Annotated in this window: 15 protein-coding genes; 6 read left to right on the top strand and 9 right to left on the bottom strand. The window is 42.1% G+C overall.

The annotated features are described in order from the left end of the window. Positions 1 to 11: 11 nt before the first annotated feature. The 3 genes from J2X69_RS00525 to J2X69_RS00535 all read left to right on the top strand — a co-directional run bounded on the left by J2X69_RS00525 (position 12) and on the right by J2X69_RS00535 (position 6714). A complete protein-coding gene (locus J2X69_RS00525) occupies positions 12 to 1652 on the top strand; it encodes a capsule assembly Wzi family protein (RefSeq protein WP_310096757.1) in 1641 nt (546 codons plus the stop codon). Between the two features lie 625 nt (positions 1653 to 2277). Continuing rightward, positions 2278 to 3510 carry a WcaI family glycosyltransferase gene (locus J2X69_RS00530; protein WP_310096759.1) on the top strand — a complete coding sequence of 411 codons (1233 nt, stop codon included), beginning with the start codon at positions 2278 to 2280 and terminating at the stop codon, positions 3508 to 3510. Between the two features lie 489 nt (positions 3511 to 3999). Beyond that, complete coding sequence (locus J2X69_RS00535) at positions 4000 to 6714, top strand: HAD-IC family P-type ATPase (RefSeq protein ID WP_310096762.1); 2715 nt, start codon at positions 4000 to 4002, stop codon at positions 6712 to 6714. A 176-nt stretch (positions 6715 to 6890) separates the two neighbouring features. Here J2X69_RS00535 and J2X69_RS00540 read toward each other — a convergent pair whose 3' ends face one another. Both J2X69_RS00540 and J2X69_RS24795 read right to left on the bottom strand, forming a co-directional pair. After that, a complete protein-coding gene (locus J2X69_RS00540; RefSeq protein WP_310096765.1) occupies positions 6891 to 7328 on the bottom strand; it encodes a nuclear transport factor 2 family protein in 438 nt (145 codons plus the stop codon). A gap of 303 nt (positions 7329 to 7631) precedes the next feature. Continuing rightward, positions 7632 to 7775 (bottom strand): winged helix-turn-helix transcriptional regulator, encoded by a 144-nt coding sequence (locus tag J2X69_RS24795; protein ID WP_409014379.1) that lies wholly within the window; start codon positions 7773 to 7775, stop codon positions 7632 to 7634. Between the two features lie 77 nt (positions 7776 to 7852). Between J2X69_RS24795 and J2X69_RS00545 the strand changes: the two genes are divergently transcribed. Continuing rightward, entirely contained in the window at positions 7853 to 8314 is a 462-nt protein-coding gene (locus J2X69_RS00545; RefSeq protein ID WP_310096768.1) for a small multi-drug export protein, read from the top strand. Positions 8315 to 8624: 310 nt separating this feature from the next. On the opposite strand, the gene J2X69_RS00550 is transcribed toward J2X69_RS00545, so the two are convergent. From J2X69_RS00550 to J2X69_RS00565, 4 genes are all read right to left on the bottom strand, one after another. Beyond that, complete coding sequence (locus tag J2X69_RS00550; protein ID WP_310096770.1) at positions 8625 to 9185, bottom strand: hypothetical protein; 561 nt, start codon at positions 9183 to 9185, stop codon at positions 8625 to 8627. A gap of 648 nt (positions 9186 to 9833) precedes the next feature. After that, complete coding sequence (locus tag J2X69_RS00555) at positions 9834 to 10142, bottom strand: helix-turn-helix transcriptional regulator (RefSeq protein ID WP_310096772.1); 309 nt, start codon at positions 10140 to 10142, stop codon at positions 9834 to 9836. After that, positions 10126 to 10473, bottom strand: a complete 348-nt coding sequence (locus J2X69_RS00560; RefSeq protein WP_310096774.1) for a type II toxin-antitoxin system RelE/ParE family toxin — start codon at positions 10471 to 10473, stop codon at positions 10126 to 10128. The genes J2X69_RS00555 and J2X69_RS00560 overlap by 17 nt, the downstream gene beginning before the upstream one ends. A gap of 235 nt (positions 10474 to 10708) precedes the next feature. Beyond that, the gene (locus J2X69_RS00565; protein WP_310096776.1) at positions 10709 to 11446 is read right to left on the bottom strand and encodes a sterol desaturase family protein; all 738 of its coding nucleotides are present in this window, start codon (positions 11444 to 11446) and stop codon (positions 10709 to 10711) included. 241 nt (positions 11447 to 11687) lie between these two features. On the opposite strand from J2X69_RS00565, the gene J2X69_RS00570 reads away from it, so the two are divergent. Beyond that, on the top strand, positions 11688 to 12563 hold the full coding sequence (locus J2X69_RS00570; RefSeq protein ID WP_310096778.1) for a carbon-nitrogen hydrolase: 876 nt from the start codon (positions 11688 to 11690) through the stop codon (positions 12561 to 12563). Between the two features lie 5 nt (positions 12564 to 12568). After that, positions 12569 to 13642 (top strand): agmatine deiminase family protein, encoded by a 1074-nt coding sequence (locus J2X69_RS00575; protein WP_310096779.1) that lies wholly within the window; start codon positions 12569 to 12571, stop codon positions 13640 to 13642. 359 nt (positions 13643 to 14001) lie between these two features. Here J2X69_RS00575 and J2X69_RS00580 read toward each other — a convergent pair whose 3' ends face one another. From J2X69_RS00580 to priA, 3 genes are all read right to left on the bottom strand, one after another. Beyond that, entirely contained in the window at positions 14002 to 14421 is a 420-nt protein-coding gene (locus tag J2X69_RS00580; protein WP_310096781.1) for a PIN domain-containing protein, read from the bottom strand. Next, entirely contained in the window at positions 14405 to 14671 is a 267-nt protein-coding gene (locus J2X69_RS00585) for a DUF6364 family protein (protein ID WP_310096783.1), read from the bottom strand. The genes J2X69_RS00580 and J2X69_RS00585 overlap by 17 nt, the downstream gene beginning before the upstream one ends. Positions 14672 to 15369: 698 nt before the next feature. Next, positions 15370 to 17889 (bottom strand): primosomal protein N', encoded by a 2520-nt coding sequence (priA, locus tag J2X69_RS00590; protein ID WP_310096785.1) that lies wholly within the window; start codon positions 17887 to 17889, stop codon positions 15370 to 15372. Position 17890: the final 1 nt, after the last annotated feature.

Raw genomic sequence — 17890 nt, forward strand, 5'->3', positions numbered from 1 at the left:
TTTAAGTTTCGATGATGAACTTAGCTAATCGATTTATTTTTTTTGTTCTCTTGATTACTCTTACCGGTGCATGTGACTTGTTGGCGCAGAGCTTACCTGCAGGCTATCCTGTTTTTGAAGAAAGTCAAAGAAGGAGACAGTTAGTCCAATCTCTATCTGATTCTAGTTTACAATCCTCTTTTTTACAGCGAAATAGTTTGAAATATGGTAAATCCGAAACCGATAGTAAAATTGAATTCGGGCAGGTTCCTTTTAGACTAAGTGCCACTTATAATACCGTAAGACCTTACTGGTATAGTCCACATGGGATGATTCCGGGGAAAGGGGGACAAGTTTATGCTTCTGGCGGAGTATATATAAGTCATAAATTCTTTGAAATTGATTTACAACCTGAAATTAGTATTGCGCAAAATTCTACATTTGAAGGTTATATAGGATTTCAAGATCCTCTTATTAATAGAATATTCTATGAAGGTGTTAGGAGAGCGGATCAACCAGAACGTTACGGAGATGGAATCTATTCAAGAATGGGATTAGGACAGTCAAAAATTGTAGCTAAGGTTGGCGCTTTTGAGGCAGGGATTTCTTCCCGAAATTTGTGGTGGGGGCCAGGTCAGTGGAACGCGCTGACTTTTTCCAATAATGCGCCGGGATTTTTACATGCCACTTTGGGTACTCATCGACCTGCAAAGACGTTCTTTGGAAGTTTTGAGCTTCAGTTAATTTCCGGTTTTCCAAAATCAAAGAAGTATGCACCTCTTCAACAGGATGATTTGAATGATGATGTAGGTCTATATAGAAATAGGGATCGTTATTTAAATGCATTAACTTTTTCAATTCAACCGAAATGGATTAAAGGCTTTCATATAGGTGCAACCCGTACGGTGCAAACTTTTAAGGATTCAGTGGATACCAAGAGTTTTATTGATGTATTTCCTGTATTTTGGGGAGTAACCAAAGAGTCGGTTGGGTCTGATTTGATTGGGGAATCGGATAGAGGCAGGGATCAGCAGATTACCGTATTTTTCAGACAGGTAATCCCGAAAGTAGGAATAGAGTTCTATGGGGAATTTGGAAGAAGAGATCATGCCTTAAATATGCGGGATCTGATTATTAGTCCTGAACACGCTAGAGCATACCTCTTAGGTATAAATAAGGTCTTTAGTTTGCCAGATTCTAGAGTGATCCAAGTTCGCGCAGAAATGACTCAGCAAGCCCCGTCTATTAATAGAATAGTAAGACAAAGTGGTAGAACACCCTGGCATTCCAATGGAACTATTGGAGGCTTTACCAATTGGGATCAGGCGATGGGGGTAGGATCTGGAATGGGTGCAAATGTTCAAATGGTGGAAATTTCTATAATTCAGGATTTAAACAAGCTAGGACTTTATGTGGAGCGACTTGCGCAGCATGCAGATTTTTATGATGTGGCAGAATTAACTAGTAAGGGATACAGGCCTTGGGTGGATTTTAGCGCAGGTCCTGTAGTGGATCATAAATGGAATAACGTACTGCTGAGTGGCAGAATGCTTTTCACGCATACAAACAATTACTATTGGTTTCAGGGTTCTGGTCCGCAGTATGATTTTCCTAAGATGAATAGTAAGTTCTCTACTAGTGCGCAGGTAAATTTGATCTACTTGTTCAAGTGATTTTGGGACATAGAGTTGCATGGAGATTTACCACAGAGATACACAGATCATTTAAAATTTGAATGTTACTCGCTAATCCTTAACCTTTCACCTCTTAACTCTCAAAATCCTCTATGAATCTAGGCGGCTTTAATGCTTACAGACTTTGCCACTCTTCCTCCATTACTGTTATATAAATGAAAAAGTTTCTAATTGTATTCTTTGTTCTGGTACTAGCTATTGAATTATGCTTGACGCTTTTCCTTGGACTAGGCGCCACAGTTTTATTTAAAGAAAGCAGTGAATATGAGTATATCGCCCAGCCTCAGCAAATAAAGCGATTTGGAAATTATTGCAAGAGAGTATAATGAACAGGGAAAGGAAATAATTGCTTTTTGTCAAGATCGAGATATAAATCTAATTAGGGAACTAGACTTCGGATTTCCCAAACTTGCGTATCTGGACAATATTTGAATTCCCATGGACAATGGCTTATGTATGAAGTGCTAATGCGCGCGATTAATCGTTAATTTTAATTCATTGCTCCCTTTAACCTCTTAACCATTCACCTTTTAACCACTAACCCCAATCTCCCTCAGTGTATCTCTGTGCCCCCTCTCAGTGACCTCTGCGGCTAATCCAACAAATGCGAATATTAGTTTTTGGAATCAACTATTCTCCCGATCTCACAGGCATAGGGAAGTACACAGGAGAAATGTGTTCTTTCTTGGCAAGCCAGGGCCATCAGGTCACCATGGTAACCGCACATCCATACTATCCCCAATGGGAGCTGGCTGCAGGTTATCCTAAATATTTCTGGAAAACTGAATTAATCGATGGTGTCACTGTGGAGCGTTGTCCCTTGTATATCCCGCAGGATCCAAACGCCTTAAGGAAAATCCTCCATGAGGTATCTTTCTTGGGGACTATTCTGCCGGTTTGGTTTAAGCTCTTATTCAAAAAGAAATACGACTATGTCCTGTGCATCAATCCCCCTTTTCACCTGACAGTTTATCCCTTATTGTATAAGTGGATCAGGAATAGTAAACTGATAAGTCACGTTCAGGACTTGCAGGTAGACGTAGTGAATGATTTGGAACTTATCAGGAGTAAAGCAATGATTAAGCTGATGTTTGCTTTTGAGAAATTTTTACTCAAACAAAGTGATTATATAAGTACCATCAGCTTGGGAATGGAAAGGAAAATTGCCTCCAAGGGTATTTCAAAAGACAAACAATGGTTGTTTCCAAACTGGGTTGATTCCGGATTTATCACCCCACTTTCTAAAAAGGAATCTCTTAGAAGCCAGTTCGGATTGAATTATACAGATAAGGTGATACTCTATTCAGGGAATTTGGGGGAAAAGCAAGGCTTGGAATATATATTGGATGTGGCTTTAAGATTCAAAGGTCAATCCGATATTCAATTTGTCATTGTGGGAAATGGGGGAGCCAAGAACCGATTGGAAGAAGCCGCTACTGAGATGGGATTGGATAATCTCCGATTTTTTCCACTGCAGCCCTACGGGGATCTTTCCAGATTACTTGCGGTGGCCGATGTTCATTTAGTATTACAAAAGAAAGAGGCCTCTGATTTGGTTATGCCTTCCAAATTGACCGGAATATTGGCGGCGGGGGGACTGGCATTGATTACGGCTGTAGAAGGCACGAGTTTGTATGATGTGGTCCATAAATATAAGATGGGCGTGTTGATAGAGCCAGGTTCGGTAGACGCGCTGTACGATGGTATTGTAGCCTGTCTGGCAACTGTAGATGCTGGGCGGATCAAGATGAACGCACGGGAGTATGCCTTGGCGTTTCTTGCAAAAGAAACAGTATTGGGAAGTTTTGAACAGAAGCTTTTACTAAACATTGGTTAATAGAGGGTGGTTATGTAGTGTTAGTTAGTTTATTGAGAGTTATCATTATAAGAAAGGGAGGCAGATGCTTCCCTTTTTTTATTTAAAAACGACCTTCTAGAGCAAAGTCAATTTCTGATTAAATTGAATATCCCAGTGCAGCGGAGGTAAGTTCTGCTGAAGGACAACCTGTCAAGGAATAATCGGTCGGGCTGCTAGTGGGCTGTTGATTGGCTTGTCCTTTTTTTAGCTGTTTTTTCCTGATAGCCCCGGAAAAGGGCTACCTTAAGCATAAGGACTCCGGAATGAAATGTAATGGGAAGAGCGGGAAGTTTTTGGCTGCTTGATCGATCTGATCGCATAGTCACTACAATTAGTTAATGATTGAAATCGAATCTACCTGAGGCAGGCATGATCCCGTACCCACGGGATAAAACAGAAGGTTATTTAATAACCCATCTAAACTCACCCGACTATTTCTCTAAAAGAAAAAAAATAATTTATAATCACATGAAAAATCAAAATATACTGGCGCAAGAGCAGTGGCAGGCATTTGGAGAAGAAGATGTTTTCAGCGGGTTGAATACATCTGAGAAGGGGTTGCATCAGGAAGAAGTAAAGAAAAGGATAGCGTTTTACGGAGAGAACAAATTGCCGGAGAGTAAAAAAATTACGCTCATCAAGATAATTTTGCACCAGCTGTTGAATCCATTGATCTTTATTCTTGTCGCTGCAGCTGTCGCTTCGGTAGCTATTGGAGAGGGTAAAGATGCCATTTTTATTTTTCTGGTCATTTTCATTAACAGTGCATTGGGAACCTACCAGGAATTCAATGCCGAGAAGAGTGCGAACAGCTTACAGAAATTAATGAAAATTAAAGCCAGGGTAAGAAGGAGTGGCAAAGAATCAGAAGTGCCTTCCGAAGAACTTGTTCCTGGTGATATCGTATTTCTGGAATCCGGGGTGAAAGTTCCTGCAGATATGCGGCTTCTGGAAGTGTCGGGATTGGAAATTGATGAAAGTTTCCTTACAGGAGAATCCATCGTGGCAAAAAAACAACTTGCTGTATTGGAGGAGAATATTGGCGTCGCAGAAAGAACCAATATGGCTTTCGCCGGCGCTACCGTGATGAAAGGCCGCGGAATAGGTGCGGTAGTTTGTACAGGAATCTATACACAAGTTGGTAAAATATCAGAGGATGTATCCGGGTCAGCTTCTGCAAAACCTCCCTTGGTGCAACGCATGGAGAAATTCATCAGGCAAATCAGTGTTTTTATTGTTGTCCTTAGTGTCTTTTTGGGAATTGTCCTCCGAATGCAGGGAATGGATTTCACAGCAATTTTCTTCTTTGTAGTGGCCCTTGCTGTTTCAGCCATCCCCGAAGGCTTGCCTGTAGCATTGACTGTGGCACTCTCCATCGCTACCAAACGAATGGCAAAGCGAAATGTGATTGTCCGCAAACTGACATCGGTTGAGAGCTTGGGCAGTTGCACCGTAATTGCCAGTGACAAAACGGGCACCCTTACCGTAAATGAGCAAACGGCGAAAATCATACTACTTCCCAACAGTAGCCGCTACGCTATTGAAGGGCAAGGCTATAATGGCGAAGGCAGAGTAGTTGATTCGCAAGGAAAAACATGTGAGGTCTCGACGAAGGAGGAGTTCGGAGAAATTACCCGTATAGCTGTCTTTGCCAACGAGGCGTCACTAACCAAAGAGGATAATAATTGGTCCTGTCATGGAGATGCGATGGATGTTGCTCTTCTGGGCATGAGTTACAAGCTTGGTGTAAACTCCGAAAAGTGGCTTACAGAGGAAAAACCGCTGGGAAGAATTCCGTACGAGTCGGAGCGAAAATTCTCCGCCTCATTTTACAATGTGAAAAACTCCGTTTTTATTGGAGCAAAGGGTGCAGTTGAAACCATTCTCGATTTTTGCACAGCAATGTCTGTCAATGGCGAGTTTAAAGAACTAGATAAGGATAAAATCCTCACGGATGCAGACAATCTGGCCAGAGGTGGCTATCGGGTGTTGGCGTTTGCCAGTGGAGAGTTTAAAGCATATCAAAAAAAAGAAATTTACGGGAATGAAGATATTCCCGCACTCACATTTCACGGACTTGTGGGCTTTATTGACCCCTTAAGACCAGAAGCTAAACTAGCGGTGGAGCAGTGTAGGGGAGCGGGCATAAAAGTGATTATGATAACCGGCGACCATCCGGAAACAGCCGGTACCATAGCACGCGAGTTGGGCATAGCTGATAAAAATACCCCTTTGGTGACCGGACAAATGCTTGCCGAATCCGGAGCACAGGATAGCGCTGCTTTTGAGAAATTAGTGGTTTCAACTACTGTATTTGCCAGAGTATCACCTACCCAAAAATTGGAAATAGTGGATGTGCTAATTCGCGGGGGAGAATTTGTAGCTGTTACTGGGGATGGGGTAAACGATGCCCCCGCATTAAAACGTGCCAATATTGGAGTGGCAATGGGCTCCGGTACCGATGTGGCTAAAGAGGTTGGTTCCATGATTGTGGTGGACGATAACTTTTCATCAATTGTGGCGGGTGTGGAAGAAGGTCGATTTGCATTCGATAATGTGCGTAAAGTGATTTACTTGTTGATTTCCACAGGCGCGGCTGAAATCATCCTATTTCTGGCATCCATCTTTGCAGGATTGCCACTTCCTTTACTCGCCGTACAATTGTTGTGGTTGAATTTGGTTACCAATGGCATACAGGATGTTGCTCTTGCTTTCGAGGGGGGCGAACCGGGTGCTATGAAAAGATCTCCACGCAAACCATCCGAAAAAATATTCAATCCGCTGATGATTAACCAAACCATTGTGTCCGGGGCGACCATGGGAGTGATAGTGTTTGGGCTGTGGTTCTATTTAAACAGGTTCACCCAAATGGATCCCGTCCACTCACGTGACCTTATTCTGCTACTTATGGTGTTTATGCAGAATTTCCATGCGTTTAATTGCCGGTCCGAGAGCGTTTCAGCATTTAAAGTGCCTTTAAAAAGAAATTTCATCCTTGTATTCGGAGTTATGGTAGCCCAAGGTATCCATATCCTCAGCATGCAAATTCCATTTATGCAAAACATACTGCGAATTGAACCGATCACATTTAGTGAATGGTTGTACATTTTAGTGTTAGCTATACCGATAATACTGGTAATGGAGGTATTTAAGTATTTCCGTAGAAAAAGTACTGCCAGTTAACTTAACAGAAATAAAAAATCAGTTCAACGCGGAATAAAGAATAATACCCAAACTTGATTTTGCTGCGTGCGTGGTGCCAGCCCTTTAAAATGAAATGTGTGAGATTTCTGATGAATTGATGGTTTTATTCAGCTTCCGGTTATCTGCTTAGTCGGCAGATAATTTTTGCTTTTGTTCTACTCTGCGCATACTTCGGAAGACTGACGTGAAGCCAACTGCCAAGAATTTTCATTTTTAATCCAAACATTGGTGAATCTCCTTGGTATCCAACTTTCTAGATCTTTTGGCTTATCCGCCGGCTGTTGTAGCTCTTTGCCCATTACTATAGCGATGTTCTGGTTGAATGTTATCTTTTCTACAATTCTTTCCACTTTCGGAAATACATGCCCGCTTTTCATAAGAGCAATGATTTCCTTCGCAGTTACAATTCTTCCATTTGGATTATTTACCACGTATTCTTTAGACCAAATCCCCAATAGCGACGTAGTGTCACCCTTGTCAAGCAATTCAGTCCAATGTTTTTCCAATTGCTTGATTTCCAATTCATCCTTAGACTGCGCAAAGGAAAATGAAAGGGTGAAAATAAAAAGGGTTACCAAAACAGAGGTTTTCATAGATCAATAGTTATCGTATGAATTTAGCTTATTGTGAAGCTAAATTCCAATTTATAAGTTGAATATTTGGTAAAAGCTTTAAAAAACACCGATACATTGACAGAATATCCCAAGCTGGTGAAATAGAGGTTTTGATAGGTACAAAATCTTTGCTTGGAGAAGGTTGGGACGCTCCGGCTATCAATGCTTTGATTCTGGCAAGTTTTGTGGGGTCCTTTAAGAGATGTCGAAACATCGATTTACCGCAATGATGAGTGATGCGCTTCTATTGCCCATTTGGGATTAATGGAAGAGCAAGGCGTGTCAAACTAAATTTTTCAAACCAAACTGGGCCAGCTGGTCCACTATAGATAAAGTCTTTAACCCTAATGTAGTCAACCGATATTCTACTTTCGGAGGAATTTGGGGATAGGCTTTTTTACTGAGCAGTTTATTTTTATAGGTCAGTTTAACTAATTAGTAACAAATTTTGCATTATTTACAGTCCGAAACTGATTACTTTTGCGGCATTCAATTACTAATGAATGTTATTAGATTTACTTACCGCAATGCTTTGGAGCATTTCCCCTTTTGGGGAGGCTAAAGTTGGAATTCCCTACGCCCTATTCAAGGGCGTGAATATTTACCTGACGTTTCTTTGTTGTTTTTTGTCCAATGTATTGGTCTATCCGCTGATGAATTTCTTTTTTGATGTGATCAACCGGTACTTGTTGAAGTGGTATTATTACAAGAAGGCTGCGATTTTTATAGGTCGCCGCGCAAAGGCGGGAGCAGGAAAAAATGTTAAGAAATACGGCTTTTGGGGACTAATGATTTTTGTGGCGTTGCCTTTTCCGGGAACTGGTGTATACGTAGGATCTATTGCCGGATATCTATTTGGATTGGAGCGGAAGAAGGCATTCTTCGCAAATGCTGTAGGCATATTTATCTCATGTGTAATTATATGGGCTGCCACTTTGACGGCAATGCAAGGCTTTAACAATTGAGTCGATGAAGCAGCCTTTTGAGGCCTTTTGACATATTTATAATCCTTGATCCAATAGGGTGGGAACTTAAATCCGGTTAATTAGCTAAATAGTTTTCGGAGAGGGATATGCAACATCAGTGGGTAAATCTTTAATATGTATATCTACTTTTCTACCAGTAAGGAAGCAAAAGCGACATAAGATTTGGTGAACTTTAGCGATGAGGCTACTTCGGTCATCCGTCATCCCCGCCTGCCGTCGGGCAGGGGTCTTCCAGCCAATAAAGCAAGGGAAATATAGCTACTGGCATCATTGCGGATAATCATAATCTCTAATTTGAATTCACACTTTCCTTTGCCTTAAACAATAATTCGCCTGCTCCCCAGATGACCAGGAGGGTCGCAAGGATTAATCCGGATACCAACCACGGGATCTCAGGCCAATTAATGACCGTGGATACGTGCCTATGCAGAAATCCAATAAGAAGCGCACTCCACCAACTGAGCTGGGAGACAAAGAGTGAAAATATTAGCCGGAACATAAAAAGATTTGGTACGTGGTCCCCTTTCTTATATATAGCTACTTTTTTTTGAAGATAATGTAATAGTAAGCCGTTTATTCCTATGATGGCTACAAAAAAGAGCTTTATAATCATCAGATTGTCAACTTCTCCTTTTAGGATAGCCAGCGGGATGCCTGCTGCCACCATACCTATCCATCCAGCCCAAATGAATTTTTGGGTGACCCCACTTACACTGATTAGCTGGGTAAAGCGTACATGGTCACGAACCCAGAGCAAACCGTATAAATCGGTAACTAGGACTGATCCAAAACCCAGTATCAGAAAGCCAAGATGGAAAAAGAGAAAAATGAAGAATGCCGTGGTTTCCATAAGTTAGTGGTTTAGCGAAGTGTAATTTTGGAAGTGACCAAAAGAGTAAAGCTGAAACTTGGTTGATTTATTTTCAAGTGCGGATAAGTTTCAGAAGGGATAGGTCCTTTTTTATTTTTTCCGGAAATCCAGATCTCAGCTACTTGAGCAATTCGATTTCTTAATAAAGAAGCCAAGTTATATTTATACGATTCAATGGCATTTCATGTTTTTGCCGAGTCCTCCGATTTCCTCCGCCCACCTGAGAGTCACTCACGAAAAGGGGGCAAGACCAAAACCACGATGAACATTCCCGTCATCGGTAGGAGGTACAGCCTGTCCCGATTCATCGGGAACGAAGCAATCTCATTACTTTAACCGGATTGCTTCTCCGCCACAGGCGGAGAAGCAATGACGGAAACCCATTAAACCCGACGCCTTTTGTCAGGATTTATTGCCTGATCCTTCGATTTCCTCCGCCATCGTGAGAGTCTCCACTCACGGAATAAGGGTAGTAGTAGTTTGTGTGGATACCAACCTCGACTTTGAATTGAATGATCGTGCAAATGAGGGAAGGGCTGTTAGATGAGGTGTAGAGGTGTATTCTTATCCATGAAACTGGATAGGGATATGGCTCACGGCCATTTCGATTATATGCTTTTTTTTCTTTCAGTTAAATTTTATGTTTAATTCCAGTCGTCCACCAAAACCAAGTTCAATGATTTTTTGAAGTGTTGAGATACGGGCTTCTTTTATGTTGTTCTCAATTTTTGAAATATAGGATTTTGTAGTCCCAACTTTTTCTGCTAATTGCTCTTGTGTCATTCCCATTTCTACGCGGGTGTCGTGGATGAGTGCTCCGATTTTGAATGCTTCAAAACCTGCTTCGAGCTCGTCACGTTCTTTTGTCCCACGTCTACCGTAGTTTTTTTCTTTAAACTCTTCTAAAGACATTAAATTTTCATTTTTCGCTTTCATATTCTGCTTTTATTTTAAGTGCCATCTCTATTTCTTTCTTTGGTGTTTTTTGAGATTTCTTTTGAAATCCATTTGCTAAGACAACTAATTGTCCTTGGTCTAAAAAACAGAAAATTCTAAAAATATCGTTGCCAAATTGTACCCTGATTTCATACAATCCATCGGTGTTTGTAATGTGCTTTAGATAAGTTTCCGGAACCCTCTGCAAGTCTTCCACCAATTCAAATGTCCAAACAATTTTTGCTTTTACTTTTTTTGTTTGCTTGTTGAAGAAGTCTTGAAAGTAGTTCTTGTAAAATGTTATTTTTCTATGCTTCCGGTTTTTGTCCACAGGATAAAGTTACAAAAGTTTCCCTAAAGTGAAACAATAGAAAATAAGTTTTCTCGAAAAATATCCACGAAAAATTGGTGGTTTGTGATGACACAAACCCTGGCAAATATTACTGTTGTTAGTGCGATCCGTCTGAGGCGGTGAGGCAGTTGAAAATGGACACTCTCTTCTCCACCCACTCTCGATACTTTATACTTCGTGCCTTAGAATCTCACATGTCGCATCATGTCTTCATCTAGCCTCTGGTTTGATGGTAGGTGCCAAACAGACTGTCCCATAGGTTGGTGTAAAAACCAAAGTTGCAGTTGACGTTTTCATGATGCAGGTGGTGGAAGCTTGAAATACCCAAGTAATTGAGTACGCTGTATTTGTTTTCAGGCCATTTCTTCAACGGCTCAAAACCCAGATGTCCGACAATTCCAAACAATACATTCAGTACAAGATAAATGATGATGGCATAAACTTGGAAGCTTATGCAGCACAATACACCAATGAACAATATCCCGAACCCAACAGTCTCGATAGGGTGTAAAACAAACAAATCAATAGGCTTGGGATGTATGGCCTGATGATGAAGGGCGTGGATCGTCCTGTGTAGTTTGGTCCGGTGGATGAGATAGTGAAAGATAAACATGAGTAGATCCATGGCAAAGAATAGCCCGAACAATCCCACAATCAGCTTTAAGGGGTGCCACTCAAAGTTCACTTGGAGGTAGCCCAAAGAGTATAGATACAAGCCCAGCTGGGTGATCAGGGCATTGGTACAGACAGTAAGCATACTGATGCTCCAATCTTTTGGGCGGCTTGGTCTAATCGGTTGTCGGTATTGTATGAGTATTAGTCGGCCTAAGCCCAAAGCCATTCCCAAAATCAATAAATTCAGCAGCCAAAAAACAAATAGACTGATGGCCATAGGACCTTCTGCCAAGCGGGTCAACAGTGAAGGAACGTCTGAAAAACGGAAGAAGTCCATATCAGTCAAATATAGGTATAATTTATAGTCAGGAGAATGCTGACGTACCTTACCGTCATTGTGATCCGCCCGTAGTGGATCGAAATGACTACCACTTTACTCATCTGAATCATTTCCATCTGCTTTCAGTTACTCTAATCCCTGCCTTTGAAATTACCTCTGTGTGAAATTCAAGGTATCTATTTGTGTTTGGCTTCAGCCAAAAGTATCTTTGTAACCTATCCATTAAAACCGAACTATTTTGGCAAATAAAACTGTAAAAGTGGGCTTAGTCCAGTTGAGCTGCTCTCCGGATGTGTCCGAAAATATGACCAAAACCATCGCGGGTGTGCGTGAAGCTGCTGCAAAAGGAGCCCAAGTCGTGGTGCTTCAGGAGCTTTTCCGCTCACTGTATTTTTGTGATGTAGAAGACTATGAGAACTTCAAACTTGCCGAATCTATTCCCGGCCCATCTACAGAAACGCTTGGCGACCTTGCCAAAGAACTTGGCGTGGTGATCGTCGCTTCTCTTTTTGAGAAAAGAGCAGAGGGATTATATCATAATACCACAGCAGTTTTGGACGCAGATGGAGCTTATTTGGGCAAATACAGAAAAATGCATATTCCGGATGATCCGGGATATTTTGAGAAGTTTTACTTTACTCCAGGAGATCTGGGCTATAAAGTTTTTCCCACCAAATTCGGCAAAATCGGGGTGTTGATCTGCTGGGATCAGTGGTATCCGGAAGCAGCAAGAATTACTGCGCTGAAAGGAGCTGATTTCTTGGTGTACCCTACAGCTATAGGCTGGCACAAGGATCAGGCACCTGATGTCAACGATGAGCAGTATGGAGCTTGGCAAACCATCCAGCGATCCCATGCGGTAGCGAATGGTATTCCTGTGGTATCAGTAAACCGTTGCGGTAACGAAGGCGATATGAAATTCTGGGGAGGTTCCTTTGTCGCCAATCCTTTTGGCAGAGTTGTCTTCAAAGCAAGTCATGAGGAGGAGCAAATCCATGTGGAGGAACTTGATTTTGCCAAATCTGATCAGTATCGTACCCACTGGCCATTCTTGAGAGACCGTCGCATAGATTCCTATCAGCCGATTACCAAACGATTCCTGGACGAAGAATAGACAGAATGACAGATACCTTTGCACTTGCCAATTCGGGAGCCAAAACTCCCGCTGAGTTGGGATATTATTTTCCTGCAGAATTTGCACCGCATACTTCCACTTGGTTGAGTTGGCCGCACAAGGAGGAATCTTGGCCGGGAAAACTCAATACCATTTTTGCTCCTTATTCCGAGTTTATCAAGTATGTAGCATTGGGTGAAATCGTCAATATCAACGTGGCAGACCAAGCCATGAAGGATTTTGCTTTGTCTCATCTAAAAGAGGCAGGAGTAAATCTGACAAATATCCGTTTTCACTTTTTCCCTACAAACGATGCCTGGTGTAGAGATCATGGTCCTGCATTTCTGATCAATCCGGAGGCGGAGGTGAAGAAAGTGCTGGTGAAATGGAATTACAATGCTTGGGGAGAGAAATATCCACCACACAATCTGGACAATCAAATTCCAATTAAAATCGCCGAAGAGCTGGGGATTCCATGCTTCAAACCCGGTATCGTTATGGAAGGCGGCTCGGTGGAATTCAACGGAAAGGGAACACTGCTGACCTCAGAAGCTTGTCTTTTGAATGAAAATAGGAACCCACATCTCAATCAAGCCCAGATCGAGCGATACCTGCAGGATTATTACGGAGTAAATCACATCCTCTGGGTAGGAGATGGGATAGTGGGTGATGACACCGATGGACATATCGACGACATCACGCGCTTTGTCAATGAGGATACCGTTGTGACCGTGGTGGAGGAAAATAAATCGGATGAAAATCACCAGCTACTTCAGGAGAATTTGGAGCGTTTGCAAAAAATGCGGTTGGAGAATGGCAAGCAATTGAATGTGGTCGAGCTGCCTATGCCGGATCCTGTTATTTGGGATGATCAGCGGTTACCGGCTTCTTATGCTAATTTCTACATTGCCAATCATGCTGTTGTCGTTCCGACTTTCAGGGATAATAAGGATCAGCAAGCGCTGGATATTATTTCGGATTGCTTTCCCGATCGAAAAGTGGTAGGGGTTGACTCGACCGACATTATCTGGGGTTTGGGTAGTTTTCACTGCCTGAGTCAGCAGGAACCGGCGGTGTAGTAAAAAAAGTCTCCCGCAAAGGCGTAGCGGCGCAAAGAAAAATAGTGGGCTCGACAGTAATTTGGCTAAAGCCGGAAAGCATTTGCTGATTGCTAAACCTCCAGCTGAAGCAGGAGGGAATTGATGGGACAGGAATTGGATATTGCTTTAATCCAAGTAGATATTGTTTCCTCTGCCATAAATAGGAATGTGGCTTCAGCCCATTCCTCACGGAATTATAATCTCAATCGGGCTTTAGCCAAATTTATCTTCCCTTGGCGATGATCAGGAAATTTAGCCATCTCCTCAAGATACCTGCTGAATGGCTGATTAAAGAGTATCCTTTGAAAAAGGCTGTTTGAAGAGAGTATAGTGATTGTTTATTTTGAAAGACTTTCAATCAGTTCCTCTGGTGTAATCACTTGTAAATAAGGTTTTGAGAGTTTGAGGAAATCGCGGTCTGAGGTTACAATAGCATCCATATGGTGATCAAGTGCTATTTGATAAAAAATAACATCCTCAATATCTGTGAGTTTCATCCGTAAAGCATTCTCAACATGACTTTTTTTGCCCTCTAAAAAGTCAAAATTAGGGATAAGGTTAGTTAAAATTTCTTCTGTTTTTTCATAATCCAAGAGCTTAAGCAAAAAATAAGCACATGTCTGCACAACTCCAGTTGTAATGAAACCTTGAATCTTGCCAGTTGATAAGTGATTTAGTATTACTGAAAATTTCTCCGGATCGGATGTCCTTTTAATAGTAATATCGAGAAGAACATTAACGTCAAAAAAGATCCTCATAGCCCATTTTTTTGGCTTTGGCTTTATAATATTCTTCTTTGTAATCGTAATTGTCTGGAATATCAAATTTCGGCAATGATTTCATGTATTCGACTAAGCTCATCCCATTTTTCAATTTGGGTTTTGGCTTCACCAAAGTTTCAAAATGCTCTTCTACCAAGCTTGAAATACTTGTGTCATTTTGATCCGCGTAAGTTTTAATCTTGTCCAGCAGATTTTCCTCTATAGTAATGTTAAGTCGCTTTTTCATAATCAATGCGCATGATTTCTATATTATACGCATGAATTTAAGCTAAGTTTTTAACTTATTGAAACACAAACAATAAGATTATACTTTAATTTTCAAGCCTAATACTTTTGTTATGCTGGAAGATTAGTACAATTAAAGTGTGGTGGCAGTGAGATTGTGTTTAGTTTTCGGTTGCAATGCAGCGTTTTGTGGATCCGTCATTGCGAGCGACGCAGGAGCGCGGCAATCTGGTTGTAACGCAGTGTTTTGTGATTCCGTCATTGCGAGGTACGAAGCAATCTCAATTCCAACACAGAGATTGCTTCGTCGTTCCTCCTCGCAATGACGGTTCCAACACGGAGATTGCTTCGTCGTACCTCCTCGCAATGACGGTTACAACGAGATTGTTTTTAGTTACGTCATTGCGATCCGCTACAGGCGGAGAAGCAATCCTATTGTAATACAGTGTTTTGTTGCTTCGTCATTGCGAGGCACGAAGCAATCCCAATTAAAATAATGAGATTGCTTCGTCATTCTTCCTCGCAATGACGGGTCCAACACAGAGATTGCTTCGTCGTTCCTCCTCGCAATGACGTGCCGACACGGAGATTACTTCATCGCCTTTTAGGCTCCGCACAAGATATGTTTTAACTTATTGAATGACAATAGATAAGGTTGGTGTCTCAATTTTCCAATCTTGCAATTTTCCAATCCTTAATCTATGATGGATCCACATCGACCACAAACCTCACCGAGCGAAACTCAGGTCGGGATTTCAGTTCCTCGGTGATTTTCCATAGATGTTCTTTAAAGACTACAGGGGTATTTCCTGACCGGTCAAGTTTGATCAAACTCTCAAATTGATATTGATTCTTGATTCTTGCGATAATACCTTTTTCGGGACCAAGCACTATTTTCTTAATAGGAATCTCTGCCATACCATGATGGAGATTTAGTGCGGCTTTTTCCGCTGTTTTATAATCAGCATGACGTGTGGTGATTTTTACCAGTTTCACAAAAGGCGGATAGTAGAACTTCTTCCTGTCATGTATTTCATGGTTGAAAAACTCAAAGTAATCACCCTTGATCACCTGAGCATAAATCTGGGTTTCCGGATCTCTGGTTTGTACGATCACCTGACCCTGTGCTTCCCTTCTTCCTGCACGCCCCGCTACTTGGGTGATCTGCTGATAAGCTCTTTCACCCGCACGGAAATCAGGGAAATTCAGAATCCTGTCTCCATCCCAAATTCCAACGACCGTCACTCTGCCAAAATCCAGCCCTTTGGTGATCATCTGCGTACCGACAAGAATGTCGAGATTTCCGGAGCCAAACTCATCCAGTAAGCGCTGATAGCCATGTTTGTTTCTGGTCGTGTCCAGATCCATTCTACCGATTCTGGCTTCAGGAAAAAGCAAACTAAGTGATTCCTCGATCCGCTCCGTTCCCATTCCCATCGTGGTCAGTTGCGTGCTTCCACAGGCAGGGCAGGAGCTGGGGACTTTCTCCTTGTATCCGCAGTAATGACAGCGGAGTTCTTCAGAAAACTGATGGTAAGTGAGGCTGACATCGCATTGCACGCACTGGCCTGTCCAGCCGCAATCCCCACATTGGATATAAGGGGAATAACCTCTGCGATTTTGGAAAATCAGCACTTGCTCTTGCTTTGACAACGCATCCTGAATCTTCTCTCTTAGAATTCGGGTAGTATCAAGTTTGAGTAAATTTTTCCGCTTATCGGCTGCCATGTCTGCCAGGAAAAAATTAGGCATACTGGCATCACCGAATCTGTGGGTCAATTCCACATAACCATATTTGCCTTGGCTGGCATTGAAATAGGATTCAAAAGAAGGTGTAGCGGAGCCCAGAAGCGTTCTGGCCTGATGAAAATAAGCAAGCATAATTGCAGCATCCCTTGCCTGAAATCTCGGTGCCGGATCAAATTGCTTGTAGCTGGATTCATGCTCTTCATCTACAATGATCAGCCCCAGACTATCAAAGGGCAGGAAAATAGAGGATCTCACACCTACCACAAAGGAAAACCTTCCACTTAAGATTCCATTCCAGACTTCCACGCGCTCATTGTCAGAATATTTAGAATGGTACACGCCCATTTTACTGCCAAACACTTTCTTCAGCCGGGTGACGATCTGGGTGGTGAGGGCGATTTCAGGCAAAAGAAGTAAAACCTGTGAGCCGCTGTCAAGCACTTCCCGAATCATTTGTATGTAAATTTCGGTCTTTCCGCTGCCGGTCACACCATGTAGCAATACAGATTGCTTGCTTTCGAATTGGTGCTTTATTTCTTCGAAGGCCGATTGCTGACTAGTGGAAAGAACTGACGGCTCTGATTCGGGTTCTTCTTCAGCAAGCCTGTTGACTACGACTTTGAAGGATTCGAAAATCCCGTTTTTAATCAGGGTTTTCAGCGAACTCTCAGAATCTCCCTCTTCCAGCAAAGTTGCTTTGTCAAGACCGGTCTCGTTGGATTTTGGCTTTTGGAGAAAGGGAACGTCCCGTAAATATTTAAGTAAAATGGATTCTTGTTTAGGCTTGCCCTCCAGAGCTTCAAAAATAGTCTGTAACCCATTTTTGCTTTCTGCTATCTCAGGAGTGAGTCTAATTCTGTTTTCTACTTTGGGTGTGTATTTCTCCTGTACTTTTTCAAAAATCAAGATCGCCTCTTTTTTGACCAAACTTTTGAGAATAGGGTGGATGCTTTTGATAGAAAGTACCTTTTCACAGTCATCATAGGAAAGTTCAGGTTTATCTTCCAGAGCATCCAAGATCATGATCTCCCGATCATCCAAGGGATAGTTGCTTTCTTCTCTATCGAAATTTGGATTGAGCTGCACTTTGCTCTCGCTGCTCAATCTCAAGCCTGAAGGAAGCGCTGCATGCATTACTTCTCCGATATGGCAGAAGTAATATTCTGCCATCCATACCCAAAACCGGATTTGAAGTGGGTTGACGCTCGGTTGATCATCCAAAACCTCCAAAATCGGCTTTGCCTGATAGGCTTGCGGTGGCTTGTTATGGACTTTTCCGATGATACCGGTGAGGACTTTTTTCTTCCCAAACTGCACAATCACCCGCGCACCGAGATTAATCTCCCGCTGCATGGAATGGGGGATGCTGTAGGTGAACATCCTCGGAATCGGAACCGGCAGAATGATATCTGCGAAATTATTTCCGCTATCGGCAGGATATAAATCTTGATCTCCAAACAGGCTTTCCAAT

The organism is Algoriphagus sp. 4150 (genome assembly GCF_031457395.1).
Taxonomy (GTDB): Bacteria; Bacteroidota; Bacteroidia; order Cytophagales; family Cyclobacteriaceae; genus Algoriphagus.